The following is a 26,500-nucleotide window of genomic DNA, read 5'->3' on the forward strand; positions in this document are numbered from 1 at the left end:
GGATTCTGTACTCGGACGGTGTTAGTAGCTGACAAGGCTTGACCGGCCGGTGCTCACGTCGGAGGGGCGATGGTCGTCGACAACTCCAGTAGATGTGTGCGGGTGAGCGCGTAAGCGCGGTGCTCTTCGCGTGCGGCGATTGCCTCGACGACGTCGGCGTGGGTGTCGTGGTCCGAGTCCTCTCCGAACGCGCCCTTGATCTTCAGCATGTCGATCATCGCGGTCCGTAACCGTGGGGCCATGGAGTCGAAGAGTTCGAGCAGGATGTCGTTGTGCGACGCGACCACGATGGAGCGGTGAAAAGCCATGTCCGCCTCCACCAGATCGACCGCGTCGGCGCGAGCGGTGTTGCGTAGCTCGAGTGAGCGACGGATGGCGTCGAGGTCGGTGGGAGTGCGTCGGACCGCGGCGAGAGCTGCCGCCTCACCTTCGATGGCGAGGCGGGCCTCGAGGACGACGGTGATGTGTGAGCGCTGGAGAACTTTGTCCCAGTCCGTCCGCGCCTCGTCGACCGATTCGACGAAGACTCCGGATCCCTGCCGGGTGACGAGAATTCCGCGCCCCGCCAGTTGTCTGATGGCCTCGCGCATCGTCGATCGGCCGACGTCGAACATGGGGGCAAGGGTGGTTTCACCTGGCAGTTTGGTGCCGACCGGCCACTCACCGGACTGAATTTTGGCATGCAACAGTTCGGCGGCCTGATCGGCCAGCGAGGTTCGGCGTATCGCGGTCACAGTCGAAGAATACTCCTCAGCTTGTCTGAGGAGTGGTGCTACATTGCTCGTATGCGCACAGATTTCCCCACTCTGTCCACTCCCGCCGGACCCGTTCCCGCCGGCGCGCCCACCTGGAATCGGCAGCGGCACTCCCAGATGCCGTCGCATCGTTACCGTGACGTCTACGCCAAGGTCGACATTCTGCTGACCAAGCGTCGCTGGCCGGAGCGACGGTTGACCGAGGCACCGCTGTGGGTGCCGGTCGATCTGCGCGACGGCAACCAAGCGTTGCCGGAGCCGATGGATCCTGCCCGCAAGAAGCAGTTCTTCGAGTTGATGGTTGCGATGGGCTACAAGGAAATCGAAGTCGGGTATCCATCGGCATCGCAGACCGATTTCGATTTCGTGCGGCTGCTGGCACACACCGATCTGGCACCGGACGACGTCACCGTGGTCGTCTTCACCCCGGCCCGACGCGACCTGATCGAGCGAACCGTGGAGTCGATCCGCGGAATCACCAACGACGTCGTGATCCACATGTACACCGCCACGGCTCCTACGTGGCGCGAGGTCGTGCTCGGCCGGGAGGCCAACGAGCTTCGCTCACTGATACTTTCGGGCGCAGCCGACGTTCTCGAACTTGCCGGCGACCTGCCCAACGTGCGATTCGAGTTCTCACCCGAGGTCTTCAATCTCACCGAACCCGACTACGTCCTCGATGTCTGCGATGCGGTGACGACTCTGTGGGACGCGACGCAGCAGCGGCCGGTCATCCTGAATTTGCCTGCCACAGTGGAGGTCGCGACGCCGAATGTCTATGCGGACCAGATCGAGTACATGAACGACAACCTTGCGCGACGAGACAGCGTAATCCTGTCGGTGCATCCACACAACGACCGCGGGACCGGCATTGCCTGCGCCGAGCTGGCCGTCCTGGCCGGAGCGCAGCGGGTGGAGGGCTGCGTATTCGGCAACGGCGAGCGCACCGGAAACGTCGACATCGCCACTCTCGCATTGAATTTGCACGCGCAGGGTGTCGATCCCATGATCGACTTCTCCGACATCGATCAGATTCGACGCACCGTCGAATACTGCAACCAGCTCGAGATTCACCCGCGGCATCCGTATGTCGGCGACCTCGTACACACCGCCTTCAGCGGTACGCACCAGGACGCCATCAGGAAGGGTTTCGTCGAGCATCGCACTCGGGCGCTGAGCGAAGGCCGTTCCGAGCGGGACATCGAATGGCGGGTGCCGTACCTGCCGATCGACCCCGACGACATCGGTCGCTCGTACGACGCGGTCATTCGCGTGAATTCGCAGTCGGGCAAGGGAGGAATCGCGTATCTCCTCGAAACCAACTACGGCATCGAACTTCCGCGTCGCCTGCAGATCGACCTCGCCCGGCACGTGCAGGCCCGCACGGATTCGATCGGTACCGAACTGTCGGCCGAGCAACTCTGGGACGTCTTCCGGGAGGTGTACATCGGTGTCGACGAACCCGACGTGACCCTGATCGGCTTCGACTCTCACGACGACGACGGGTCCGCCGACACCTGCATCACATTGAAGATCGACGGCACGTCCTTCGAGACTTCACACACGGGAGTCGGACCCGTCGAGGCACTCGTCGACGCGTTGTCTGCTCATGGCAGGCACCTGGACATCCTCGGGCTGACGCAGACGAGTGTGCGAGCCGGCAACGACAGTGATGCGGTGTCGATGCTCGAATATCGCACTGCCACTGGGTCTCGATGGGCGGCAGGGATCGATCGCTCCGTTCTGTCCGCCACCCTCGACGCGGTCCTTCGTGCGGCCAACGCGTCGACCTAGCGGGATGGCCACTCACCGCCGTTGACGGCGAATGTCTGGGCGGTGATCTGACGGGCGCGATCGGAGGCCAAGAACTCCACCATCTCGGCTATGTCCCGTGGTGCTCCGGCGCGTCCGGTCATGGCGGATGCGGCCATACCGTCCTTCGCGTCGTCGGTCAGGACGTCGCGGAAGAATTCGGTGTCGGCAATGTAGCCGGGTGCAACAACATTCGCGGTGATGGATCGCGAACCGAGTTGCCGTGCGAGGTCGATGTTCCACGACGCAATGGCGGCCTTGGCCGCGCCGTACGAGCCCGATCCTTTGTCTGCGGCGATCGACCCGATGGTGACTATCGCACCACCGTCGTTCATTCGCGGAAGGAGGCCGGTGGTCATCAGGACGGCCGTGAGCACATTGGACTCGAAGTTCGCTCGCCACGAATCGGCAATGTCGCTCAGGCCGTTCGGCGGTGTGCGGTCGAAGTCGGTGTTGCCGCCGGCGTTGTTGACCAGTACGTCGACCGGCCCGACTGCTGCTGCGAACTCCGTCACGGCCTCTGCATCGGTTGCATCGACCGAAGCCGCTTCGACGTTTCCGGCAATGTCTCGGGCGGCGTGTTCGAGAGCGGTCAGCCGTCGGCCTGTAATGATCACGCGCGCACCGTCTTCTGCGAAGCGGGTTGCTATCGCGCGTCCGATGCCGGTGCCGCCTCCGGTTACCACGACTGTTCGTGTCACTTCGATCTCCTCGACGTTGTAGACTCGTTTAGGCCTAAACGAAGTTACAGCACATGACAGAGGGGAGCGAACAGTGACCGATCTCGATCCGGATGATCCCATCGACGCGATAGCGATGGCGTGGACGAGGGAGCGCCCGGATACGCCGGTCGACTCGATTGCCATCGTGACTCGTATTGCTCACGTAGCCAAGCTGTTCGGTGACGATCGGTCGCGTCTGCTGAGGCAGTCCGGAGCCGACTCGGCCATCCTCGATCTGTTGTCGACGCTTCGCCGAGCTGGGCCTCCGTACCGTCTCAGTACCAGGGATCTCGCCGGCGCGGCGCTCGTCACGGCTGGGGCGATCACTCAACGCGTCGATCGTGCGGAGCAGCAGGGTCTGGTCGTCCGTCATCCCCGTTCCGATGGAACACGGCAGGTCGACGTCGAACTGACCGAATCCGGCCATCGCACAGTCGAACGCCTCGTGGACGAGGTACTGGGACGGGAGGCGGAGCTGCTCGAGAACCTCACTGCTCGGGAGAAAGAGCAGTTGGAATCGCTACTGCGACGACTGCTCGGGGAAATGCACGACGTGCTCGGCAGCGATCGTCGTCCACCGCATGTGGGTGGCTGATCAGCGCAACATGTCGAGTATGCGGGGCAGGGCGTCGTCGACGGTTGCGGCAATGACGTCGTAATGAGTGGCACCGGGCACGGGCAGGTAGGTCACGTCGCGGATGCCCTGTGCCGCCAGTTCCGCAGCGAGGGCGGTCGTCAGAGCCGGCGGCACGACGGTATCGGCAAGCCCCTGCTCGATGGTCACCGGCCGTGTGTAACCGGTGGTCGGCACGGATAGGTAGTCGCGGATAGCCGAGGTCATGGCGGGGTCGGAGAGCGATCGAGCGAGGAGCTGTTGTGGTGCAACGGCACTGGACTTCTGTCGTAGGTCGCTGATGCAATTGTCCTCTGCATGCGCCAGGTAGTCGCGCCCAAGTTCGCTGAGATAGCTGTTCACGTCGAGATCCGGCCGAGAGTCCCTGAGCCCGTACAGGACGTAGATCAGGGTGGCCGTGATGTTGTCGAGAGGTGCGATTCGGGGAGTGGTGGGTGAGAGCAGTGGAAGGACGGCTTCGAGGTTCGACGACGGTGCGAACGACATCACTCCGCGAAAATCCGACCGTTCTCCGTAGATGTCGGCGCGAGCCCCGGTGGTGAGTGCTGCTGCGCCGCCCTGAGAGTGTCCGGCGGCAACCCAGGTTCGCGACAGCTCGGGAAGTTCGTCTGCGGCAGCGCTGACGATGTCGGTGACGGCGTTCGCCTCCGAAATGTTGTTCAGGTAGTGGTGGGCGTCGGTGGTTCCGAGTCCGATGTAATCCGTCGAGACAACGGCCGTGCCGCTTCGTAGCAGCTGGGTGAGCAGGGGCTTGGACAGCTCGACGGCCATGGGGTCCTCGGCGGCACCGTCGTCGAGTGCTGTGCTCAGGGCGCATGAATCACCCACGCCGACGGTCCCTTTGGCCCACGACACGACCGGCCATCCTCCCGGTGGTGGTGTGCCGGAGGGGAGGTAGACCTGACCGCGGGCAACCGCGGCGCGCCCGTGCTCGTCGGTGGTTGCGTAGGACAGTGCGTAACCCGCTGCGGCACCGTCGATCAGCCGCGGAAGCACATCGATGGACGTTGCCGGTGCCGCGTCGGCGATGGGGGTGAGAAGTCCCGCGCCGCCGAACACTGCCACCGCTGCAGGCAGAATCAAGATGGTGCGAATCTTCATGGCTTCCTTCGGTTCGACCGTCCATGGCGACGTTCTGCCCGAACCCGCCCCGCAGGCAGAGTACACAGGGGCGCAGCTGAAACTGGTCTGAATAGAACGAGACCAATCGGACTTGTTCTGGCAGAATCGACAACTACGCCGGGGTGCGGCCGCAACCGAAGGACGACCAACACATGACGTCACCGTGAACAAGCTCTCGACGGTGGCACTGCTGATCCTGTTGGGTGCAGCCGGAACGTTCAACGGAATGTCGTTGACCTCCGACCCCACCGGGCGGTCACTGGGCTTGGATGTCGACATGCTCCCTGCGTGGCATACCTGGGACTACCGCATCTCCGGGCTGTTCGTGCTGATTTTCCTCGGACTCGGATCGTTGATCTCGGTTGCTGCTGTGCTCGTCGATGCATACGACGCTCCGACGTGTGTCGTGTTCGTGGGGTTGGTAACCATCGGGTGGGTGGTGTGGCAAATCCTCGTACTCGATATCGACGCGCCCCGCGCCCAAATCCCCCTCACCCTGTTGGGGGTCGCGTTGACCATCCTCGCGATCGGCCAATTCCGCGCGCGTGCCCGCGACCGCAGCCGGCAGTAGTTACACGCCGACTGATCCGAGGAGCGCGTCTCCCGGATCGACGACCGCCACGACGGCAGCGACGAAGAGCAGCGCCATCCCGATCGTCATCAGCGCGCCGAGTGAACCGAGGGTGACGAACATTCGACGGTGAGCAGCGTCTGTCGTGTCCGTCGCCGCGTACCGACGGAACGCGATCACGGTTGCGGGACCGACAACGGCGATCACCACACCCGTCGCGATGATCACCGCCCAGTTGTAGTGCTCGCCCTGCGTGAGCAGCTCGAGCAGAGGCGGCCTCGTATCTCCGCTCTGCACACCGCTTTCGATCAGTGACTGCGCCGTCTTCCCGTCCGCGTTGTCGTCGGAGAGCATCGGAAGCAGGGCGACGACGGGAGCTACCGTCGACTGGATGTTGATCACGGCCACGAACACCGAAAACAGCGACAGCACGGTCGAAGTACTCGCAGCGATCACGTAACCCATGCCGGCAGTCAGAGATCGCCTCCACAGCGTCGCTGCCAGCAGGCCCAGAACGGCGGTCAGCAGTACCGAGATGACGATCTTGATGGCGTGCCACGCGAACCAGTAATCCACCATCTCCGCCAACCCGGGCGGAAAGGTGCGAACGCCGCTGCCCCAGTACTCGACCAATCCACGGCCGAGCAGCTCGCCCATGGCGGACTGGTCCTGGAACTGGGGATAACTTCCGCGCAGCAGAGCGGCCGGTCCGAGAATGAACGCGGCTACCAATAATGCCCCTGCGCATGCCAACAGAACGATCGACCAGCGGCCGCGGTGGATGGGCTTACTCATTGGGTGACTCACGGACGAGAGTCAATCATCGAGGGGCCGGGCGCACATCACTCTGTAGGACTAGATCGAAGAGCAGTGAGCCACCGATTGTCCCGAACTTCACCGAAATGGCGGCCTGTGGTCCATACTCTCGCTATGGTCAATGTAAGTGTGACGACGGGTAACGTCATTGCTCAGTCGGAAAGCGGAGGCGCGGCGCTGGACCAGGTCTTCGGTATGACGGCAGCCGCGGCCGTCGTGTCGTTGTTTCTGCTGTACCTGGCATTCATGCACCGCACTCGCCGCATCACGTGGTTGGCGAGGCTGGCGGACTACGCGGGATCGAAACTGAACTTGCCCGGCTGGGCTGCGCTGCCGTTGGTCCTGTTCGTCTCGACGATCCTGACGGCATTCTTCGGGTTCATCTGGGACGTCAGCCTGCACATCGGACGAGGGCGCGACGAGGGACCACTGGCCAACCCGGCCCACTACTTCATCCTGGTCGGCTTGTTCTTCCTGTTCATCGCGGGCGCGCTTGCGATCATCCTGCCGCTCGACGAGAAGCCCGGTCGTGCGGCCGTCAAGATCACCCGCACCTGGTACGCGCCCACGGGTGGTCTGCTGATTGCGGGCAGTGGACTGTATGCGCTCATCGGTTTTCCGTTGGATGACATCTGGCACCGCATCTTCGGCCAGGACGTCACGCTGTGGGGGCCGACGCACCTGATGCTGATCGGCGGTGCCGGACTGTCTCTGATCGGCGTCCTGCTGCTCGAGCACGAAGGCAGACTGGCGCTCGCCGCAGCACGGCAGACGTCCCCCGACGAGGTGGACGAAACTGCGCAGGGGCCCAGACGCTCGGTGTTGTCCTGGATTCTCAAAGCCAGCGCATTCGGTGGCCTCCTCATCGGCCTGTCGGTGTTCCAGATCGAATTCGACTTCGGAGTCGAGCAGTTCCGGTTGGTGTTCCAACCGATGCTCATCGTCGGTGCCGGCGCGTTCGCACTCGTCGCCGCACGACTGGTCGTGGGACGGGGCGCGACTCTGTTCGTCGTCGCATTCGCCGCCGTCATTCGTGAGCTGACGGCATTTGTCGTCGGTCCCGTTCTGGGTGAACCGCACAACGTCTTTGCGCTGTTCCTCGGGATCGCGGTGGTGGTCGAACTCGTCGGTCTCACTCCGCTCGTGGTGCACAGACTTCGATTCGGAATGCTCGCTGGATTCGCTGCCGCAACCGTGGGCCTGTGGCTCGAATCGTTGTGGATAGAGGCGGTATTCGTGTATCCGTGGCCGACGTCGATGTGGGTCGAGGCACTTGCGATGGCAATACCTGTCGGCGTCATGTGTGGGCTGACGGCGGGACTGTTCGCGCAACTGCTCAGCGGTGACGGGCTGCCGGCACCTGCCGTCCGGCGCACGATCGTCGTCGCGTTGGTACTCGTCCTCGGCGGCGCGACAGCCAACGGATTGATGATCGACGTACCGGAAAACGCAACGGCGACGGTCACTCTCGCCGATGCCGCGCCGCAGGACGGTGGCCGCATGGTGACGGCGACGGTCCGTCTCGATCCAGCCGATCTGGTGTCCGACGACCCCGAGTGGGTGGCAATCCTGGCATGGCAGGGAGCCGGTGACACTCTGCGTGGTCTGGTCGTCGATCGTCTCGAACGAACCGGGCCCGGGATGTATCAGTCGACCCGTCCGGTTCCGGCGCACGGAACGTGGAAGACGTTCCTGCGTATCCAGGACGGTCGAACGTTGACCGGAACGCCGATCTTCATGGCGGCCGATCCCGGCATCGGCGCATCCGAGGTCTCGGCCGACGCCCAGTTCACACGGCAGCTGCAGAGCGAGACCGCGCTGCTGCAGCGTGAGCGGAGCTTCGATCACCCGGCGTGGCTGTTCGGTGCCGCATCACTGGTTGTGCTCGTCTGCACTCTGGCATTGATCTGGGCTCTGTCGTGGGGCGCAGTGCGCATCAGTACCGAGACCCCGGGAGCATCGGTGTCACGCAGGACGCTGGATTCGAGCTCCGTATGACGGCAGCATCCGACGTCATCTATCTCGCCGATCACTCTGTGGTGCTGGCCATTCCGGCAGTCGCGCCCGCGTTGATCATCGTGGCCGCGGTGCTGTACGTCGTCAGGAAGGACCGCCGGGCGGAGCGCGCAGAGAAACTCGAACAAGAAGGAGAGCACTGACATGGGACCGTCGCCACTGCGGGCAGCGATCATCGGGTGTGCAACGGTGGCGCTGGTGGCCGGCTGCGGATCGTCGTCCGGCGGTACCTCGCCCACCACAGCGGAACCGGTGCCCAGCACCGACTCCACCGCGTCGGTGTCCGCGCAGCTCGATACCCTGCGGATGAATGCCTCGATCGTCGGCGACACGGTCGAACCGACCAATCAACGCCTCGACGCGTCTGTGGGGCAGACGATTTCGATGTCCATCACCAGTGATGTCACGGACGAACTGCACGTGCATTCGGTTCCCGAGCACACCTTCGAAATCGAGCCGGGCAAAGATCAGCTGTTCACGTTCACCGTCGATGTGCCCGGACAGGTGGATATCGAACTGCACCACAGCGATCGCACCGTCGCCACGCTCGTCGTTCGTCCGTGATTCTCGCCCACGGCCTCGGCGGGTCGACCGATCTGCCGATCCCGGTCACGTACGCCCTGATCGGAGGGGCGTGGGCGCTGGCGGCGTCGTTCGTGCTGCTGCTGTTCGCGTGGCGTCGTCCCAGGCTCGACCCTACGCGTGTCGTCGTGGCGTTGCCGCGGACGACGGTGGTGGCTGATTCGGCGATCGTCCGGGGACTCGTCGGGACCTTGTCAATGCTGCTGGCGGGCACTGTCGCCGCAGCATCGGTGTGGGGGCCACAGGATTCCAGCAACGCGTTGCTCGGCACCTTCTACGTTCTGGTGTGGGTGGGCATCGTTCCGGCATCGCTGGTGTTCGGGCCGTTCTGGCGAATCGTGTCTCCGATGCGGGCACTACACCGAGTCGTGTGCGGACTGTTGCGTCGTCCGACGTCGGCGGCGATGGTCGCCTACCGTCGTGAATGGGGCTGCGTACCAGCAGTTATCGGACTCTTCGCGTTCGTCTGGCTCGAACTGGCCTCACCCGATTCGGGGTCGGTACCGGCTGTTCGTCTGTGGTGCGCGGTGTACGTCCTGGTGATGGCGGTGGGTGCGGCGATCTTCGGCGACGAATGGTTCTCTCGGGCAGATCCTTTCGAGGTGTACAGCGACACGGTATCTCGGTTGTCTCCACTCACCCGAGATACCGCGTCCGGCGTGCTGGCGCTGCGGTCTTCGCTGGACGGTGCGGTGAGCCTGCCGGTGCAGCGGGGCACGGTGGCAGTGCTCGCCGTTCTGCTCGGGTCCACCGCTTTTGATAGCATCGGGCAGATACCGGCGTGGCGTTCGTTGGTCGACGAATCCGCTCTCGGATCGGTGCCGACGAGAACTCTGGGGTTGATTGCCGTCATCTGCGTTGTCGGAGCGGCGTTCTGGAGTGCGGCCCGTGCCACCGGGGGAGTGTCGCGTGTTCGCCGTACCGCGCTTCCAGGGCTCCTGGCCCATTCCCTGATTCCGATCGTGGTGGGTTACATGACGGCTCACTACCTCACGTACTTCGTCGAGAAGGGCCAGCAGACGATCATTTCGCTGTCTGATCCGTTGGGCAACGGAGCGGATGTACTGGGGCTGCGGGATGCATCGGTCTCCTACGTCCTGTCGAATCACCCGTCGGTCGTTGCCGGCATCGCCGTCCTGGCGGTTGTGGTGGGGCATCTGGTGGGCATCACCCTCGCCCACGACGCGTCGCTGCGAACTCTGCCGAAAGAGCACGCGGCTACCGGGCAGCTCGCGATGATGGTCGTGATGGTGCTCTACACGTTCGGTGGGTTGTTCCTGCTGTTCGGTGCGTGATCGGGCCGTCCGCGCCGGACCCTGACAATCGTCACTGCGGCCAGCACCAGCCCAGCGAGTGTGAGGAAGTCGGACTCGGTGAGACCTCTCTCTGCGTCGACCACGTACAAAGTTCTGCCTTCGATGGGGGCGTTGAAGAACAGCCACAGCACCGAGACGACGCCCAGTGATATCGCCGCGGGCCAGGACGGCCTGGCCAGAGACCATGCTGCTGAGGCGAATACGGCGTTCATCAGAACGAGGGCATGGAACGGATCGACAGATGGCACCGGTACATCATGACGGAGTGCGTGCCAGACGACGACATCCCGAGCTCAGCGTTCACCGCGACAGAAAACCCGCGCTTCGGGATCTGCCGAGGGGTCTGGCACGAAGTCGGCACAATCTTTCATGACGGGCAGACCCTGGTAGTCGGCCAGTTGCGGACATACATATGCCAGTGCCGAATAGACAAGAAGATCGAACTGGGCTGCCTGATCACCAGCAATCGACGGGGCCGCCCGATCGGTGGGATGCAGTTGCTCCCACATCTGGCGGACTCCGGAACCGGCGACCGAGTTGCACGCTGCGCGTCCATACTGTGCAACCTGGCCTCGGAGGGCGCGGAACTCGACCCCCGAGTGCAGCTGCCCGTCGTTGATGGGCAGACCGCACACTGCACGTGAGAAGGCTGCATCTCCGCCGCTCGGAACTTCGTCGTTCGGCCCTAGCTGCCACTCCGTGCGCTTGTCCTCGGCGAGTTGTGCAGGTGATGGGAACGATTGATCCGGGTAGGCGGCACGCTGGTCGTCGAACACCGTCTGCCAGTACGTGACGTAGTCGTCCTCGGTGATGTTCGGCTGGTCGGAGTCCACACAAACGGCGGTTTCGTCGACGGGGGCGTTGGTAGGAGCGGTCGTGTAATAGCGCTCGGACGTCGGCGACGCGGTGCTAGGCGGGTCCTCGGCCGGGGTGCCGCATGCGGTTGCGACGAATAGCGCCGCGATCAGGGCGATCGACCACCTCATGTCGGCAAACCCTAACAGGGAGTAGCGCTTCCCATGCTTTGAACGTCTGGCGCTGAGCCGACCTGCGGCCAATCGGGGTGGAGGGGCGAGTGCGTCAGCTATAGCTCGCGGTCATCAGGCGGTAGATGTCAGCCCAGAGCATTCAGCAGCACGGCATCCAGTTTCCCGGCCGGCAGCATCGGCAGCATATGGCGGCTGCAGCCGGGCAGGACGACGGTGTGTGCGTTCGGAAGAACTTCCCCAACAGCGTGCGCGATACGAGAACTGTTGTGCACCTTGCTCTCACCGGCAAAGACGACGGTTACGTCCGCGGACAGCGTCGCCCATCGATCTTTCTTGGGGCGGCGCGGAACCACTGGTCTGCTCGACGGGAAGTCGGTGCCTCGCTCGGTGAGGTCGAGCCAGTCTGCGTCTATCGGAGCATTCTGCGTTTCCCACCGGATCAGAGAACGCATTCGCGTGCGAGTCGGTCGCACCAGAATGGGCACCGCGTGCAGAAGATATGCCAGTCGCATGCCGGCGAAGCACGATGGTGGATCCAGTAAAACAAGTCTGCCGACGCGCTTGGGCCGGTGCAGCGCATAGTCGAGCGCCACCTTCGCCCCGTACCCATGTCCGATTACCGACGTCCGTGTGACTTCCAGCGTGTCGAGTATTTGATCGAGCCAGGACATCAGGTCTTCGACTGCCCGGATCGGCTTCTCGCCGACCACGCTCCGTCCGGGCTCACCCATAGGGTCGATTGCGAAGACCCGGTTGCCCCGGGCCAGGGCTGCGATGTTGGCGAACCAGACAGTAGAGGTTGCTCCGCCACCGGGCAGGAGCACCACTGGAATTCCCCCGGCGGGTCCGGAAGCGTTGATTCGGGTTGTGCCGTATTCGGATTCGACATCGATGGTGTCAGTGAGAACCGGCCACTTGGCCAGCACGCGGTCGTAGGCCGAGAAGAATGCCTCGGCTGCTGGGCTACGACTGAACTGATTCACTGATCTCCCTAATATCTCGACAATCGAGATATTAGATCATCGTGATACTTTCGGGCAACGCGTTCATCAGAACGAGGGCATGGAATGGATCGATAGATGGCACCGGTACATCACGACCGAAGGCGGACGGTCAGGCCCTAGTCTGGCTAGGTGCACAACGAGGATCGGAGCGAAAACAAGCGAGATCTCGTGGACTCGCTTCTATCGATGATCGCCCTTGTCGTCGGAGGTGCCCTGGGTTTCGTGGGTGCCGTGTGGGCACTGAGAGTGGCACCGGATCTTCCTGGAATCTTCGCCGTGCCGGTCAGGGATCGGGGCGCGAGCGCGCCTGACGTACCTCTTACGTATTGGCTGACCTGGTTGCTTCCGCCGATCGCCGTGTACGGCTGCTGCGGACTGATCGTGTGGGCTGCGCGCCCGTCGATTTGGGTGAGCGTGTGCGCCGTTGGATCTTTCACCGCCGTCTACGGGCCAGTGGCCCTCCTGTGGATCTCCCTGGATGTGGGCGGTTTTTCGCCGAGTTGAACCAGGAAGGTGAATTCATGGCAGAAGACAACACGCGGGTGACGCGGCGTCGGCCGGGGATCGGCACCGCTCTGGCGACGGTTGTCTTTCTCGCACTTCTCGCAGGGAACCGATTCGAGTGGTGGGACTATCGCTCACCGTGGAATCTGTTCCTCGACTTGGTGATCGTGTGGATGGCAGTGGCTGGCCTCATTGTCGTCGGTGTCGTGTGGATCTACCGGCTGCACCGTTATCGGACCTCTACTGGGCGTTGGCCGTGGCAGAGTGTGGCCGCCCCGCTGGTGGTTCTGGCTGCCGCTGTGGCATTCATTGCAATCGAAAGGCCGGTCGAACGGGACTTCGACCGCGCCAGACCCGAGATGGAAAGCCTCGCGGAAACCATGCTCGACAAGCACATCCAGCGCATCGGCTCGATCCGGATCAGTGGCGTTTCGTTGTCTCACGTACGCGTCGAATCTGACAACTGTGTGTCTTTCGTGGACAGCAAACGCAGCAACACGCTGTCTCGACGCGGCTGGCTCTACACCGCTCGGTGCGTACCGGATTCTCGGCACTACGGCCCATTAGTGCAGTTAGCGCCCAATTGGATGACCTACTCGGAGCGTGGAACGTAATTCTCCATGTCCAGGATGCGCGTCATTTCGCGCTGCGTGCTCTGTTGATGACACAGCTCGTGAACCAAATAGGGCGTGTTACATACTGGCTCAACGATCCTGGCCTACCGATCAACATCGGCTGACGACTGAGTTAGCGCACGGCGAGCCTCTCGTTGCCATGGTCCGCCGGCGTCGATCCGACGGGTTTCGAACACGATTCTCAGAACGCCGGCCCAAATCAGCGCTGATCCGATCAGATGCAACACGATCAGCATTTCGGGCTGCACACCGAGGGATTGCAGCACCCCGATTGCGCCCTGCGCGAGGATCAGGCCAACCAACACGCCGGCCGACCGAGTGAGTCTGCGAGCGCCCGCAGAACGAGCATGCAGAATCATCGCTACTGCCACGACGGCGAGGACAAGGGCGACGGTGCCGTGCACCAGAGTCATGACGGTCCAGTCCAACGGAATGCGGTGCACATCGGCGGAGTCGCCAGCATGTACACCTGTGCCAGTCACCACGGTGCCGATGAGGATGAGCGAGGCGGCAACCACAAATAGGAGCATCCCGTGCAACCGCAGACGGCCGGTGGCAGTCACAACAGTTACGTCGCGCGATTCGATGAGATCGAAGGTTCGTGTCGCTACCGTCAGCAACAGCATGGCGGCGATGAAGTGAGCTGCAACCATGTACGGGCTCAGACGAGCGAGCACGGTGATACCTCCGACGATCGCGTTGAGAATCACGATCCAGAACTGCCACCATGCCGTCGTCAGTACGTCGCGGCGCGGCGGTTGCTGGCACCGCGCTACTAGGATGACTAGACCGACAGTGGCACATAGCACCCAGGTCAGCAGTCTGTTGACGAATTCGATGACGCCATGGATCCCCATCTCTGCTGTGGGACCGAGTGAACCGTCTGTGCACGAGGGCCAAGTTGGGCACCCCAGCCCCGAGCCCGTCACCCGGACGAACGCACCCCCCGCCACTACGAGGATGGTCATCACGATCGATGCTATTGCGGCTCGGCGCATTGCGGTCGGCCCTAGGCGTATTCGGGCCGCCGCCAGGCTCAATGGTGTTTGCACTCGTTCACTTCCGATGGGTGGCGTAAGCGGTCGTGTTGCAGCCGCTCGAACCTATCGCAGCTCCCAAGTGGATGGCTCATCCCGATGTAGTAAGTCTGCCAGGCTGAGGAGACCGCACCGACCGTCGCGCCAGTAGTGTCGACGTTCGTGACGATCAACCCTGGAGTCGGCGGTGCGTCGGCGCGAGGTCGACTGCGTGACCTTCCGTCGGTGGTCAAGCTCGTGTTGGCATCGATGGTGTTGTTCAATGTCGGCTTCTACCTGGTGGTTCCGTTTCTCGCGGTGCATCTGTCCGAGGAGCTCGGATTCGCGAGCTGGATCGTCGGTCTCGTGTTGGGTCTGCGCACGTTCAGTCAGCAGGGCATGTTCTTTCTCGGCGGCAGTATCGCCGATCGGTTCGGTCGTCGACCGGTCATTCTGTGGGGCATAGCAATACGCATCGTCGGGTTCGTTGTGCTGGCGCTTGCGAGCAGCCTCCCTGCGGTGATAGTCGGGATTCTGCTGATCGGTTTCGCCGCAGCGCTGTTCGCGCCCGCGGTGGAATCGGCCAACGCCGATATCGGGCGACAGCTCGAAGACTCGGGCGTCATTAAACGCACCGAACTGTTCGGCTACGAACAGATGAGTAGCCGGCTCGGCACCGTCCTCGGACCCGCATTGGGGGCGGTGCTCCTGATCTTTCCGTTCTCGGCATCGGCTGCCGTGGCCGCAATGCTGTTCGCCGGCATGTGGATCGGGTTCTACTTCCTGTTCCCCAGGACGATCGAAACCGGCAGTGTCGTCGGCACTCCCATAACCCGGGTCTGGCGTGTGGTGTTGGGCAATCGACGCTACGTCGTCCTGGCCACGCTGTGCAGCGCACAGTTCGTCGCGCTCGCTCAGCTGTATCTGATGCTGCCCGAGCAACTCTCACTACGCATCGGCTCGCAGGATCTGCTCGGCTGGTTCTACGTGGGGGCAGCGGTACTGGTGATCGTCGGTCAGCGGCCGATGGTGGCGGTTGCGGCACGGATGGGATCGCGAGCCGCAACAACCATCGGCTTGGCCGTGATGGCGGCGTCGTTCGTCATTCCGGCGCTAGGGCCAGGCATCATGACCGACTCGGTGTGGCCGTACGTGCAGATTGCAGCGTGGATTGCACTACTGCATCTGGGGCAGATGTTGATGGTGCCGTCGATGCGAGACACACTGGCCCGAATTGCCGGAGAACGTTATCTCGGAGCACATTTCGGACTGCTCAACACCATCGGTGGATGTCTGTCGCTGATCGGCACAATCGGCGTCGGGTATCTCTACGATCGCCTCGACGACGGCAGCGTTGCAGCGGCGACCCCATGGTTGGTGGTCGCCGGCTGCATCGCCGCGCCTGCCTTCGTGCTCGGTGTGTGGTCGTCGATGTCCGACGCTATCTGGCCGCGTCGACAGCCTTGATGTCGTCGATGAACGCAGACAGCACGAACGGGATGGTCAACGGATTCGGCATCGACACTGCATCGGAAACAATCGGATCCAGCGCGATCAATCCACCGTTGCGCACGACGCCCAGATTGGTGAATGTCTCCTGCGATTCCATGGACTCGCGGTGGAGTTCATAATTGTCGAAGAAGAGGTAGTCGCAGTCGAGCAAGCTGTAGCTTTCGGCCGACAGTTCGGTGTTCAGCTTGCCTTCGAATTGGGCCGCCAATGCGGCGGGTGCCTCGAAGCCGAGTGCGGTCAACAGCTGGGCCCGCGCCGAGTCGGGACTGAACGCCCGTAGCTTGCCGTCACTCCACCTGATGACCAATGCAGCCGTCTTGCCGACGAACTGCGGATTGTCGGTTCGAGCCTGCGCCACAAGGGCTTCGACGCGGTCGACCTCGGCCTGAGCGGCACTCGGCAAGCCCACCGACCGTCCGATTCTGGTGGTCACCTCCTGCCACGGCAGCACCCAGTCGGTCTGGTCGGCAGCGTGCAGCACCGTCGGCGCGATCGCACTGAGCTGCGCGTAGACGTCCTCGTCGATGGCGTTGTTGACGGCGATGATCAGATCAGGGGCAGCAGCGGCGATCGTCTCCACATCGAACTCGGTCGTCGCATTCGCCAGCGCGACCGGTTCGTCTCCCTTGACTGTCGGTTCGGCCCAGATGCCGATGCCGTCGTCGGTCGAGCCCTTCCACACCGGCACCAGCACGGGCGTCAAACCCAACGAGAGCAGCACGTCGGAGTCGCCGATGCCCACCGCGGCGATACGGGTGGGAGCGGAGTCGATAGTCGTGGAGCCGAGCTTGTGCTCGATCGTCACGGGGAACGCACCGCTCTCGACGTTCGCCGTCGAACTCGAACCATCCGAACGTTGCGCCGAGCCGTTGGCGCAGCCGGCAACAACGAGTCCGGCGACCGACACGAACGTCATCGACAACGCAGTCCGCCGATTCACCACGGGATTCATCGAGTCTCCTTCGAGCGTAGTTTGGATGCCCTAATCTAAACCACCCACGCCTGATTGTGCTGTCCTACGTTCTGCGGTCGATACCTTCTCGAATGGCTACGGAACGTAGAACGTCGCGAACCCCGGCACGGTGGTCGCGGAAGTCGGTAGTCCGACGAGTACCACTTGCCCTGGCCCGCTGTACACAATTGCCTCGTGTGGGGATCCGAAGAGGGCGTCGGACAATCGGGCGTTGCCACTGGCCCCGGTAGTCAGGTTCACCCAGCGCACGTCGGAAATGAGGTAGCACCCGGTGTTCGCGTTCGGGATGTCGGTGACCTTGGCGATCCCGGGTTGCTCGCCGACCACCACGGCGCAATTGCTCGGGGGTGAATCGACACTGCCCCTGGGGTTTCCGTAGGGCGCAGGGTTGAATTGAAACGGGATCGTCACCTCCGCGGACGCCACTGCAGCCGACGCGATCGCCGCACCGACCATTACCGCACCGCACACTGCAACCCGTTGAACAAGCCTTGCCATGACAACCTCCACTGGTTTCGGAATCTGGCGATGGCCCCATCCTCTCCCCGATTCGAGGCGAGGTGGTGGCAAACGAGCTATCGAGACGCCATCGGCCCTGGGTTCGCGAGATGGCCGGGTGTACGGTCCGGTGATGCAGGACGACATCGAAAGACGCGTAGCCGACGCCACTCTCGTGATCATCGGCGAGAGTCTGTCGTCGATGACGAAAATCCTCAGGGGCCTGGGTGACGAGCTGGCCAACACCACACCGGATCTGCCGGGCGCCAACAGTCCGTACGCAATCGTCTTCCACTGTGTCGCCGTGATCGAGCACTGGGGAGGCTCGGTGATCGCCGGCCTGAAACTTCCGCGGGACCGCGCCACGGAGTTCACTGCCACCGGCCGGGTCGATGACCTGATCAGACGGGTCGACGACGTTCGTACGCGTCTGCCCGAGTGGGTGGATATGGCATTGCGCGAGGGGATTCGTGATCGGACCGTCATGGGTTCCACACGCCCGGAGCTCGCAACCGCCACCCCGGAATGGGTGTTGGCGCATCTGGTGCGCGAGCTATCCCAGCACCTCGGCCAGCTCGAGCTCACACGCGACGTCCTTCGTCAGGCGTGACGACTGCCGACTGTCGGCGTGGCGACCAGGTCGGTGACGGCGATCTGCGCATCCGTAACCGCGGCTGTCACCGGTCCGCAACGGGCCGATGCGGTGGCGAGGGATAAGACCGCGGAGACCAGTGCGATATCGCGAGCCGTCGTGGTCGGATCGGACTCGTTAGCATTCGAACCGTCGGGCAGCTGCTGGCCTGCTTCGACCCCGATCCTTTGGATGACGTCGTTGGCGGCCGACGTGCATTGGGCGAGTATCCCTAAGGCCCAATACAAGTCGGCACCAGCCAGAGGCGCTCGGGATGCGGACGCCGCGGCCCGGCGTAGGTGATCGCGTGCATCGGCAAGATGATCGGTCAGGGGATGCGCATAGCCGTCGGCGGTGGAGCTGCAGTGCTGTCGCGTCGTCATACCGAGATCCGTCCGTAAGGGAGTAATGTGGCTTTATTCGGTTACGGTAGCGACAGGAGGTAAGGGGTGCAAGCCCTTTTGGACGATTACACCCACGGTGCCGCGTTCGCGACGGAACTGGTGAACACCTCTCCGGCGGTGTGGGTGGTCGCCGGTGACCAGCTGCGCGACCCGCAGGCACTACAGGCGTTCCTCGCCGACAGCGACGTACGAACAGAAGCGCTCGACGAACGCGATCTGGAACAGGTCCGGGCGCTACGTGAGCGCTTGCGACCGATCGTCGACGCGTCGTCGCCGGGGGAGTTGGTCGACCTCACGCACGAGCTACTGTCGACGGTTCGGCATCACGTCGAACTCGTCGAGCTGGACGGCACCGTGTGGCGATGGAAAGCGACGACCGAGAGCGTCGGCACACTGGCGGAGGAGTTGACCGTGTTCACGGGCTACGCCCTGCTGAGTGCTCTGCGAATTCTCGGGTTCGAGCGATTCCGTGCGTGCGCGTCACCGACATGCAACGGCGTGTTCGTCGACGTCAGTCGCGGTGGTCGACGCCGCTATTGCATGCCCGACCTGTGCGGTAACCGGATCAACGTGGCCAACCATCGGCAACGCAGAAATGCGCTCGGCGACAAATGATCACGATCGCACGTGCAAGGCGAAACTCGACTGCCCGGGTTCTTCGAGGCCCTCTTTGAGACGAAGGGACGGCATCTCGTAGTCGCCGAAGTTCTGTTTCCTGAACGCTATTGGTTCGGTTGTCTCGAGTTCGAGTAGTCGCCGTTCCCAGTTCTTCGCTGCAACCGCGTACTCCTCGGCCGTCAATCGATCGGATCCGTGGACGACGAACGGAGGCAGCACGTCGATCCCCGGGTAGTAGAGGATACCGTGGTGGATGGGGAACAACAGGTCGTCGATGGGGCCGTTGATGCCCCGATCGGAGTAGTGGGCTTCCGGGCCGCCCACGGTGACCGACAGCAGTGCTCTCTTGCCGGCGAGGGTTCCTTCGCCGTAGCGCTCACCGTACTTGGTGTCGCTGTGTTCGCCGACGCCATAAGCGAAGTGGTAGGTGAACACTCGATCGACCCACCCCTTCAGGATCGCGGGCATCGAGTACCACCACAGCGGGAACTGGAAGATGATGGTGTCGGCCCACAACAGCTTTTCCTGCTCGGTGCGGACATCGGACGTGAGAGTGCCGGTGTCGAAAGCCCGTCCGGAATCTGCAGCCACCCGCAGTGGCGAGGACGCGGCAGGGCCGTAGTCCGAGGCGTCGAGTGCAGCTTTCCACTTCGATCCGTACAGATCGGTCACCTGCACTTCGTGGCCTGCGGCTTCCAACGTGGTGACGGCCAGATCTTTGAGGGAGTGGTTGAGCGACTGTGGTTCTGGGTGGGCATAGACGATGAGCGTCTTCACGGGTGCTCCCTGTTGTCGAGTTGTGTTCGAGTGACGCCTTCACCCTGTCTCGTTCTGCCCGTCTCGTTCAGGGGCGCGATGTCCTGTGGTCGGTGTTCCTGGTATCGGCGGTACCACTCTCGACCGACGAATCCGGGGGATACTTCAGGTGTGGACGATTTGGCGAACTTCTTGAGAATTCGGCGGTCCCGTGTCGATCCGGCGTCGGTCGGAATTCCCGTCGACCGGTATCGCCGCGTCGACGGGCTGAGGCGCGAGGAGGTCGCTCACCTGTCGGGTGTCAGCATCGATTACTACGTTCGTCTCGAACAGGGCCGTGCCACACAGCCGTCCGAGCAGATTCTCGATGCGCTGGCGCGGGTGTTCGCTCTTGACGACACCGAGCGGGCGCACCTGGATCGGCTTGCCCGTCGACGTCGTCGACCTGCGAAGACCCCGAAGGGGCGCGTGCGCCCCGAACTTCTACGCGTGCTCGATCTGGTCGAGGGAGCGCCTGCGTTCATCATGGATCACCGTATGAATGTGCTTGCGGGCAACCGACTTGCGCGGGTGCTGTACGGCCAGCCGATCCCGGGGTTGAACACTGCGCGCCACATCTTTCTCGAGGAAGCCGAGCGGGGGCTGTACGACGACTGGAACACCTGCACCATGGATGTGGTCGGACACCTTCGGCTCGCTGCGGGGCAGTACCCGGACGACGCGCAGTTGGCGTCACTGATCGGTGAATTGTCCATGAGGAGTGACCGATTCCGTCGACTGTGGGCCCGCGCTGATGTGTGCGCTCGAACCCACGGGCGCAAGGCCTACCGTCACCCGCTGGTGGGTTTGTTGGAGCTTCATCAGGAGAACTTCGCTCTGCCGGGTGAGCCGGGAATGGAGATGATCGTCCTGAGCGCCGCGGCCGGCAGTGCCAGCGAGGACGGCCTGCGGCTGCTTGCAGCCCTTGCGCTCGATACGGCGTCGGACAGTGAATCTGTTATTGCGAGAGACGATCACCCGAGCTCACAGGGGTGACGCCGGTGATCAGATCGATCATTCCGAACGGGGAGCGTTCCCCGAGGCAGAGGTCGAGCGTTTCGTGTGACTGGATGGCCACCGCTTCACTTCGGATGAACATGGCCTTCTCGTAGACGGACACGGCTGCATCGATGTTGCCGCGGTGATCGGCGATGGCGCGAGCGAGTTCTGCGCCGTCGAACATCGCCAGATTGGCGCCGTCTCCGGAGGGAGGCATCAGGTGCGCGGCATCGCCCACGAGGGTCACTCCCGGCGTGTGATCCCAGCGGTGGTCGTTGGGTAGCGTGAAGATCTTTCGGGGAACCAGCGCGGTCTCGCCGTCGGTGATCAACGCCGTCAATTCCGGTGCCCATCCATCGAATTCGGCTGCGACCGTCGCTTTGGCCGAGGCGGCGTCGGTGAAGTCGATCGCGTCGATCCAGTCGACGCTGCGATTGAGCTGAACGTACGTGTGCAGGATGTCGCCGGCCTCGCGGTGCACGGAGATTCCCTTACCCGGGGTGAGGGCGAACATCGCACCGCCGCCGACTGCGCGGGCGGTGGCGGGGTGACGTGCGTCGACATCGTGGAGATAGGTCTCGACGAAGACGGTGCCCACGTAGTCGGGTTGGGCAGCCGAGAGCAGGGATCGGACTCGTGACCACGCGCCGTCGGCACCGACGAGCAGATCGCTGACCGCGATGGTTCCGTTCGCGAACTCGAGTGCGTGTTGCCCATTGCCCAAGGGACGGACGGAGGTGAGCTTGTGCCCCCACTGAACGGTGTCGGCCGGCAGTGAGTCGAGCAGAATGCGTCGCAGGTCGCCGCGCAGCACTTCCGGTCGACCGCCGGTGCCGTCGTCGGCTTCGTCGAGCAGAGCCTCGCCGTTCGGACGCAGGACGCGAGTCGCTTCGCCTCCCTCGTGAATGATGGCGCGGAACTGTTCTGTGAGCCCGGCTGCGGCGAGGGCGACCTGCCCGTCCTCCTCGTGGATGTCGAGCTGCCCGCCTTGAGTGCGCACATCGACCGTGGCGTCGGCCTCGTACACCGTGGCGGCGATTCCGTGAACGTGCAGTACTCGTGCCAGCACCAGGCCGCCGAGTCCTGCACCGATGATCGAGATGGATGTCTTCATGTATGTCTCCGCTCATTGTTGGAACGTTGTTCCAAGTAAGAATGGAACACTGTTCCAACGCTGTCAAGTAGGCGGACGCCCTCGGTCGCCTTTCGCGTTTGACCTGTCCCCTGGGGGCCGGGTTTACGGTACGGAGATGGACGACCTGCTGAGTGTTGGAGATGTGACCCGCGAGACCGGTGCCTCGTCGAAGGCGTTGCGTGGCTACGAGGCACTGAATCTCGTTGTCCCCGAACGGGCAACCAACGGCTACCGCATGTACGACCGCCACCAGATTCGAGTCGTCGCGCAGATCCACCGGCTGAATGCACTCGGAATTCCGCTCGCGGACATGCACCCGTTCGTCGACTGCCTGAACGCCGGAAGTCTGCACGCGGACACCTGCCCCGCCTCGCTGTCGGGGTATCGCCGGGCGATCCAGCGGGTCGAACAGGCCATCGACGACCTCGATCGCCAACGCGTCGCGCTGGTCGCCAACCTCGCCGAGGCAAGCGCACGGATGGCCGACGAGTGGGCCACCGCCGATGCGCACAATCCCGATCTCGCCCCGCTGCCGGCCGACCTGGACGTTCCACACGACGACGGAGCGACCGATCATCTGCGCGGGGTGGCAATGCCGACGACCCGGTTGCCGTCCACCGACGGTGGTCACGTCGACCTCGCCGCTCTCGGAACGGGCCGTGTCCTGGTCTATGTATTTCCGATGACCGGTGCACCAGGGCACGACATGCCCGACGGTTGGGACGCCATCCCCGGTGCCCGCGGATGCAGCCCGCACAACTGCGACATGCGTAATCACTATGCAGAGCTGGTGAAGGCCGGGATCAGCGCGGTCTATGGACTGTCGAGTCAACCCGTCGAATATCAATCGGAACTGGTTGGGGCACTGCGACTTCCCTATCCGCTGCTCACCGACAGCGAACTGATTCTGCACGACGTGATCGGACTACCGACGTTCAGCGCAGACGATCTCACGGTCTACCGACGACTTGCTCTCGTCATCACCGGGGGAAGCATCGAGCACGTGTTCTACCCTGTGTTCCCACCGGACCGCCACGCGCAGACCGTCCTCGACTGGCTCGATCAACACCCCCGGCAGACGGCACCGACGCGGATCGCATCGCGCACTGTCGACGGCGGCGGGCAGTGATCGGCATCGCCGATCTCGCGCTGTTCGCCGGAGTGTTCGCGGCATCGGCTGCCACCCCCGGCCCCGAAGTTGTTGCGGTGATGGCTCGATCCCTCGACTCCGGGTTCCGGGGCGTTCCTGGACTGGCGGCCGGCATCGTCGTCGGAAAGTTGACTCTCCTCGGCATGGCCATGGCAGGACTCGCCGCGGCGACGGCGGCCTACGAGCCGATCCTTCGCGTCCTCACCTGGGCCGGCGCTGGGTATCTCTGTTACCTCGCCGCGAAGAAGTGGAGGACAGCCGGAGCGCCGGCGCTATCAGTGCCCACACTCGACACGCCCCGCCGAGCTCACAGTGTCGGCCTCGGAATAGTGCTCACCATGTCCAATCCCGTGGCCATCGGCTTCTACGTTGCGCTACTTCCCAGCGTCATCGACCTCACACAAGTGCACCTCGACGACTATCTGTTGCTCGGACTCACCCTCACCACGGTCATGGCGGTGATCATCGGGCTCTACGGTCTCGCTGGATTGCGCCTTCGGCGCTTCTTCGACCGCGGCGGTCAACGCATAGTGGACCGAACCACCGCCGGAGTATTTCTCCTGTGCGCTGTCTTCATCGTCTTGCGCTAGTTCGGTCGATGCCGGCCAGGATGATGTCGACACCGGCCTGAAACTGTTCTCTATCATCATGTTCGACGAATTGTGACGCGATTCGGGTCAGGAACGGATAGTCGCCGGTATCCGTCACCGCCGAGCGTGTGGAGTCGAGAAATGTCGCGCGGTCCGTCACCGTGGCGGCCAATTGCCTCCCGGCATCGCGCTGGCTCGCAGCCCCGAGGGCGTGGTACATGAGCACGGACGCGGCGTCGAACTGCGCATTCTCAGGAACTCCGCATACGTCCAGTTCGGTTCCGATGCGGTCGAACAGATGCATGACGGCCGGCTGCCACGGCGCGCCGGCGAGTTGCGTCGCCACCCATGATCGCGTGGTGATCATGTCGAACACCCTCATCATCACGCCGCGAACGCCCTGCTCTGTCGGCTCGTTTTCGGGCGAGGATTCCAAGACCGACGCCATGACGGCTTTGGCCGCTGCCGTGAGCAGATCTTCCCTGTTGCCGACGTGGTGATAGAGCGCCCCGGCACCTGTGGACAGGTGTGCGGCGAGAGTGCGAAACGTCAAAGCGTCGGTTCCACCCTCGTCGAGCATCTCGATCGCTGCCTGCACGATGCGCCCTTTGGACAGTGCATCGGAACGTCGCGCGGGTGTCGGCTTCTTCTCAGGCATGGGCCGATCCTGTCACAACTGGAACGTCGTTCCATGCCTGAATGCGGGCTATCGTCAGCATTTCTATGCTGTTCGGCATGGCTATCGATTTCCGAGTCCGCTTCGACGTGGATGATGTCCAGCTATCGCAGCTCCATCACGATGCGTTCGGGGGGAACTACGAGTTGGCGCCGTGGGGATCTCGGTTGCAGCGCCACAGCAAATCGTGGGTTGGTGCCTTTCATGGCACTGTGCTGTGCGGATTCGTCAACGCAGCATGGGACGGTGGCAAGCACGCGTTCCTGCTCGACACGGCAGTTGCTACGGAATGGCGACACCAGGCGATCGGCACCAGGCTCGTCTCCCATGTCGTTTCCGATCTGCGTACAACCGATATCGAGTGGCTGCACGTCGATTACGAGGCACATCTAGCCGAATTCTACTCTGTGGCATGTGGATTCGATCCAACCTCCGCTGGAGTGCTGCGGCTGAAGTGACTGAGTCGACCGTGAATTCGAGCCTACGGGGAAGGCGACAATCTTCCTGCCAAGAATGATGCGCGACCGCGACCGCGACCGCGACACCGAGCCTGGCCGGTCTCCGTCGCTCCCGCACAATCACCTCTAAAATCGTCCCCACCTGGAGGTGATCACTTCAGGTGCCCGACGACGTTCGAGGCGAGGCTGACAATCACCCGCCGTTGGTGTGGCTTTGGTGGGATGGCCACCTCGTCCGTCGCGGACACTCCGGCCGCTGATTGAGACACGTATCTGCGAAAGAGTCGCTACTTAGAGGAATGCCGGCGGAGCCGTCCACCCAGTCGGGGCACTTCGACGGAAGGGACTCTCTAACAGCACAACCGCAAGCGGTGTGGATCGGTATCGACATCGGTAAGACTCACCATCAGGCCGCGGCGATCGACAACACCGGCCGGCAACTGTGGTCGGTCCGCGTCCACAACGACCAACACAGCATCGAACGTCTCCTCGACAAGGCGCGCACGACTGACGGCTCACCCGTGATCCGGTGGGCGGTGGATCTGACATCACCCGAATCAGCTCTGCTTCTCGCTGTCCTCGTCGCAGCCGACCAGACGGTCACCTACGTGCCTGGGCGAGTCGTCAACCGCATGACCGGTGCCTTCCCCGGTGAAGGCAAAACCGACGCCAAAGACGCCGTGGTCATCGCCGAAACGGCTCGCCTACGCCGCGACCTGACCACGATCACGACCCCGGACGACGTTGTCGCCGAACTCGGACTATTGACCGCCTACCGGGCGGATCTGATGGGGGAGTGGGTTTCCCGCATCAACCGACTCCGTGCACTTCTACTGCGGATCTTCCCTGAACTCGAGCGTGCCTTCGACTACACCACCCGCACCGGACTGGCCCTGCTCACTCGCTACTGCACTCCAGCCGCGATCCGCACCGCCGGCACCGACGAGATCGGTACCCATCTCCGCGAACTCGGTGTCCGACGGCCGACAATCCCCGGTATGGTCACCAAAGCGCTCGCCGCCGCCGAGGCGCAAACCGTTGCAGTACAAGCAGAATCGACCACCGAACAACTCGTCATTCGTCTCGCCGAGCAGCTGCTCGACCTAGACCACGAGATCAAAGCTCTCGACAAACAGATCGTCGAACGCTTCCGCAGTCACCACCAGGCCCACATCATCGAGAGCGTCCCCGGTATCGGCGCGCGCCTGGGAGCCGAGTTCCTTGCCATCACCGCGGGTGACCTCGCCGCATTCGGCACCGCCGCCAAGCTGGCCGCCTACGCAGGGCTTGCTCCCGTTCCCAACGATTCCGGAACCCGCACCGGAATCCTGCACCGTCCCAAGCGCTACCACCGACGACTACGACACGTCCTCTTCATGGCGGCCTTCAGCAGTGCGCAAAGAGAAGGACCGTCACGAGAGTTCTACCAACGTAAACGCGCCGAACACCAACGACACGTCCAGGCCACCATCGCACTCGCTCGCAGACTGGTCGACGTTCTCTGGGCATTACTGCGTGACCAACGTGAATGGCGGCCAAGCGAGTGGGCACATTCGCAGGAGTGAGG

At 63.2% G+C, this 26,500-nt stretch carries 31 protein-coding genes; 17 read left to right on the plus strand and 14 right to left on the minus strand.

Translation table 11 applies throughout. From position 1 onward, the window contains the following. Positions 1 to 53: 53 nt before the first annotated feature. A complete protein-coding gene (locus CH278_RS05645) occupies positions 54 to 734 on the minus strand; it encodes a FadR/GntR family transcriptional regulator (RefSeq protein ID WP_094621379.1) in 681 nt (226 codons plus the stop codon). 51 nt (positions 735 to 785) lie between these two features. Here CH278_RS05645 and CH278_RS05650 point away from each other — a divergent pair, with 51 nt between their 5' ends. Further along, complete coding sequence (locus CH278_RS05650; RefSeq protein ID WP_027495472.1) at positions 786 to 2,549, plus strand: 2-isopropylmalate synthase; 1,764 nt, start codon at positions 786 to 788, stop codon at positions 2,547 to 2,549. Here CH278_RS05650 and CH278_RS05655 read toward each other — a convergent pair. Then, positions 2,546 to 3,268, minus strand: a complete 723-nt coding sequence (locus tag CH278_RS05655) for an SDR family NAD(P)-dependent oxidoreductase (protein WP_094621380.1) — start codon at positions 3,266 to 3,268, stop codon at positions 2,546 to 2,548. The genes CH278_RS05650 and CH278_RS05655 overlap by 4 nt on opposite strands. Positions 3,269 to 3,341: 73 nt before the next feature. Between CH278_RS05655 and CH278_RS05660 the strand changes: the two genes are divergently transcribed. Continuing rightward, positions 3,342 to 3,884: a MarR family winged helix-turn-helix transcriptional regulator gene (locus tag CH278_RS05660; protein ID WP_032367011.1), complete on the plus strand. Its 543-nt coding sequence runs from the start codon at positions 3,342 to 3,344 to the stop codon at positions 3,882 to 3,884. Here the strand turns inward: CH278_RS05660 and CH278_RS05665 are convergent, their stop codons facing one another. Next, entirely contained in the window at positions 3,885 to 5,024 is a 1,140-nt protein-coding gene (locus CH278_RS05665; RefSeq protein WP_094621381.1) for an alpha/beta fold hydrolase, read from the minus strand. It abuts the gene before it with no gap. A gap of 184 nt (positions 5,025 to 5,208) precedes the next feature. On the opposite strand from CH278_RS05665, the gene CH278_RS05670 reads away from it, so the two are divergent. Continuing rightward, the gene (locus CH278_RS05670; RefSeq protein WP_045841083.1) at positions 5,209 to 5,616 is read left to right on the plus strand and encodes a hypothetical protein; all 408 of its coding nucleotides are present in this window, start codon (positions 5,209 to 5,211) and stop codon (positions 5,614 to 5,616) included. On the opposite strand, the gene CH278_RS05675 is transcribed toward CH278_RS05670, so the two are convergent. Then, positions 5,617 to 6,411: a hypothetical protein gene (locus CH278_RS05675; protein ID WP_094621382.1), complete on the minus strand. Its 795-nt coding sequence runs from the start codon at positions 6,409 to 6,411 to the stop codon at positions 5,617 to 5,619. 135 nt (positions 6,412 to 6,546) lie between these two features. On the opposite strand from CH278_RS05675, the gene CH278_RS05680 reads away from it, so the two are divergent. The 4 genes from CH278_RS05680 to CH278_RS05690 are packed head-to-tail and all read left to right on the plus strand — an operon-like array spanning position 6,547 to position 10,325. Next, complete coding sequence (locus tag CH278_RS05680; protein ID WP_094621383.1) at positions 6,547 to 8,430, plus strand: hypothetical protein; 1,884 nt, start codon at positions 6,547 to 6,549, stop codon at positions 8,428 to 8,430. Next, a complete protein-coding gene (locus tag CH278_RS27375; protein ID WP_179274346.1) occupies positions 8,427 to 8,591 on the plus strand; it encodes a hypothetical protein in 165 nt (54 codons plus the stop codon). The genes CH278_RS05680 and CH278_RS27375 overlap by 4 nt, the downstream gene beginning before the upstream one ends. A 1-nt stretch (position 8,592) precedes the next feature. Next, positions 8,593 to 9,012: a hypothetical protein gene (locus tag CH278_RS05685; protein ID WP_094621384.1), complete on the plus strand. Its 420-nt coding sequence runs from the start codon at positions 8,593 to 8,595 to the stop codon at positions 9,010 to 9,012. After that, positions 9,009 to 10,325 carry a hypothetical protein gene (locus CH278_RS05690; protein ID WP_094621385.1) on the plus strand — a complete coding sequence of 439 codons (1,317 nt, stop codon included), beginning with the start codon at positions 9,009 to 9,011 and terminating at the stop codon, positions 10,323 to 10,325. The genes CH278_RS05685 and CH278_RS05690 overlap by 4 nt, the downstream gene beginning before the upstream one ends. On the opposite strand, the gene CH278_RS05695 is transcribed toward CH278_RS05690, so the two are convergent. From CH278_RS05695 to CH278_RS05705, 3 genes are all read right to left on the minus strand, one after another. Then, the gene (locus tag CH278_RS05695; protein ID WP_094621386.1) at positions 10,286 to 10,594 is read right to left on the minus strand and encodes a hypothetical protein; all 309 of its coding nucleotides are present in this window, start codon (positions 10,592 to 10,594) and stop codon (positions 10,286 to 10,288) included. The genes CH278_RS05690 and CH278_RS05695 overlap by 40 nt on opposite strands. Positions 10,595 to 10,639: 45 nt before the next feature. Beyond that, a complete protein-coding gene (locus tag CH278_RS05700) occupies positions 10,640 to 11,332 on the minus strand; it encodes a hypothetical protein (RefSeq protein ID WP_094621387.1) in 693 nt (230 codons plus the stop codon). 128 nt (positions 11,333 to 11,460) lie between these two features. Further along, complete coding sequence (locus CH278_RS05705; RefSeq protein ID WP_256991771.1) at positions 11,461 to 12,318, minus strand: alpha/beta fold hydrolase; 858 nt, start codon at positions 12,316 to 12,318, stop codon at positions 11,461 to 11,463. 150 nt (positions 12,319 to 12,468) lie between these two features. On the opposite strand from CH278_RS05705, the gene CH278_RS05710 reads away from it, so the two are divergent. Continuing rightward, the gene (locus CH278_RS05710) at positions 12,469 to 12,843 is read left to right on the plus strand and encodes a hypothetical protein (RefSeq protein WP_094621388.1); all 375 of its coding nucleotides are present in this window, start codon (positions 12,469 to 12,471) and stop codon (positions 12,841 to 12,843) included. A gap of 17 nt (positions 12,844 to 12,860) precedes the next feature. Further along, a complete protein-coding gene (locus CH278_RS05715) occupies positions 12,861 to 13,457 on the plus strand; it encodes a hypothetical protein (RefSeq protein WP_094621389.1) in 597 nt (198 codons plus the stop codon). A 104-nt stretch (positions 13,458 to 13,561) separates the two neighbouring features. Here CH278_RS05715 and CH278_RS05720 read toward each other — a convergent pair whose 3' ends face one another. Then, positions 13,562 to 14,446, minus strand: a complete 885-nt coding sequence (locus tag CH278_RS05720) for a COX15/CtaA family protein (protein WP_179274344.1) — start codon at positions 14,444 to 14,446, stop codon at positions 13,562 to 13,564. A 231-nt stretch (positions 14,447 to 14,677) separates the two neighbouring features. Between CH278_RS05720 and CH278_RS05725 the strand changes: the two genes are divergently transcribed. Next, a complete protein-coding gene (locus tag CH278_RS05725; RefSeq protein WP_256991770.1) occupies positions 14,678 to 15,961 on the plus strand; it encodes an MFS transporter in 1,284 nt (427 codons plus the stop codon). Here CH278_RS05725 and CH278_RS05730 read toward each other — a convergent pair. Both CH278_RS05730 and CH278_RS05735 read right to left on the minus strand, forming a co-directional pair. Beyond that, positions 15,936 to 16,958, minus strand: coding sequence for an ABC transporter substrate-binding protein (locus CH278_RS05730; RefSeq protein WP_094621391.1), 1,023 nt, complete (start codon positions 16,956 to 16,958; stop codon positions 15,936 to 15,938). The genes CH278_RS05725 and CH278_RS05730 overlap by 26 nt on opposite strands. A gap of 96 nt (positions 16,959 to 17,054) precedes the next feature. Beyond that, on the minus strand, positions 17,055 to 17,477 hold the full coding sequence (locus CH278_RS05735; RefSeq protein ID WP_256991769.1) for a hypothetical protein: 423 nt from the start codon (positions 17,475 to 17,477) through the stop codon (positions 17,055 to 17,057). A 133-nt stretch (positions 17,478 to 17,610) separates the two neighbouring features. On the opposite strand from CH278_RS05735, the gene CH278_RS05740 reads away from it, so the two are divergent. Beyond that, on the plus strand, positions 17,611 to 18,087 hold the full coding sequence (locus CH278_RS05740; protein ID WP_094621671.1) for a DinB family protein: 477 nt from the start codon (positions 17,611 to 17,613) through the stop codon (positions 18,085 to 18,087). Here CH278_RS05740 and CH278_RS05745 read toward each other — a convergent pair. Continuing rightward, positions 18,078 to 18,491: a hypothetical protein gene (locus CH278_RS05745; RefSeq protein WP_256984019.1), complete on the minus strand. Its 414-nt coding sequence runs from the start codon at positions 18,489 to 18,491 to the stop codon at positions 18,078 to 18,080. The genes CH278_RS05740 and CH278_RS05745 overlap by 10 nt on opposite strands. A 66-nt stretch (positions 18,492 to 18,557) precedes the next feature. On the opposite strand from CH278_RS05745, the gene CH278_RS05750 reads away from it, so the two are divergent. Further along, positions 18,558 to 19,127, plus strand: coding sequence for a CGNR zinc finger domain-containing protein (locus tag CH278_RS05750; RefSeq protein ID WP_094621393.1), 570 nt, complete (start codon positions 18,558 to 18,560; stop codon positions 19,125 to 19,127). Here CH278_RS05750 and CH278_RS05755 read toward each other — a convergent pair whose 3' ends face one another. Then, positions 19,128 to 19,907 (minus strand): NAD(P)H-dependent oxidoreductase, encoded by a 780-nt coding sequence (locus tag CH278_RS05755; protein WP_094621394.1) that lies wholly within the window; start codon positions 19,905 to 19,907, stop codon positions 19,128 to 19,130. Positions 19,908 to 20,057: 150 nt separating this feature from the next. On the opposite strand from CH278_RS05755, the gene CH278_RS05760 reads away from it, so the two are divergent. Continuing rightward, positions 20,058 to 20,921 carry a helix-turn-helix transcriptional regulator gene (locus CH278_RS05760; protein ID WP_094621395.1) on the plus strand — a complete coding sequence of 288 codons (864 nt, stop codon included), beginning with the start codon at positions 20,058 to 20,060 and terminating at the stop codon, positions 20,919 to 20,921. Here CH278_RS05760 and CH278_RS05765 read toward each other — a convergent pair. Then, positions 20,884 to 22,038 carry an FAD-dependent oxidoreductase gene (locus CH278_RS05765; protein WP_094621396.1) on the minus strand — a complete coding sequence of 385 codons (1,155 nt, stop codon included), beginning with the start codon at positions 22,036 to 22,038 and terminating at the stop codon, positions 20,884 to 20,886. The genes CH278_RS05760 and CH278_RS05765 overlap by 38 nt on opposite strands. Positions 22,039 to 22,174: 136 nt before the next feature. Here CH278_RS05765 and CH278_RS05770 point away from each other — a divergent pair, with 136 nt between their 5' ends. Then, a complete protein-coding gene (locus CH278_RS05770; RefSeq protein ID WP_218828686.1) occupies positions 22,175 to 23,188 on the plus strand; it encodes a redoxin family protein in 1,014 nt (337 codons plus the stop codon). Beyond that, on the plus strand, positions 23,185 to 23,799 hold the full coding sequence (locus CH278_RS05775) for a LysE family translocator (protein ID WP_032392167.1): 615 nt from the start codon (positions 23,185 to 23,187) through the stop codon (positions 23,797 to 23,799). The genes CH278_RS05770 and CH278_RS05775 overlap by 4 nt, the downstream gene beginning before the upstream one ends. On the opposite strand, the gene CH278_RS05780 is transcribed toward CH278_RS05775, so the two are convergent. Next, the gene (locus CH278_RS05780) at positions 23,783 to 24,457 is read right to left on the minus strand and encodes a TetR/AcrR family transcriptional regulator (RefSeq protein WP_094621397.1); all 675 of its coding nucleotides are present in this window, start codon (positions 24,455 to 24,457) and stop codon (positions 23,783 to 23,785) included. The two genes, CH278_RS05775 and CH278_RS05780, sit on opposite strands and share 17 nt — an antisense overlap. Before the next feature lie 41 nt (positions 24,458 to 24,498). Here CH278_RS05780 and CH278_RS05785 point away from each other — a divergent pair, with 41 nt between their 5' ends. Further along, entirely contained in the window at positions 24,499 to 24,933 is a 435-nt protein-coding gene (locus CH278_RS05785; protein ID WP_218828687.1) for a GNAT family N-acetyltransferase, read from the plus strand. 299 nt (positions 24,934 to 25,232) lie between these two features. Next, positions 25,233 to 26,498 (plus strand): IS110 family transposase, encoded by a 1,266-nt coding sequence (locus CH278_RS05790; RefSeq protein ID WP_256991768.1) that lies wholly within the window; start codon positions 25,233 to 25,235, stop codon positions 26,496 to 26,498. Positions 26,499 to 26,500: the final 2 nt, after the last annotated feature.

This window comes from Rhodococcus sp. 05-2254-5 (assembly GCF_002258575.1).
GTDB lineage: Bacteria > Actinomycetota > Actinomycetes > Mycobacteriales > Mycobacteriaceae > Rhodococcoides > Rhodococcoides fascians.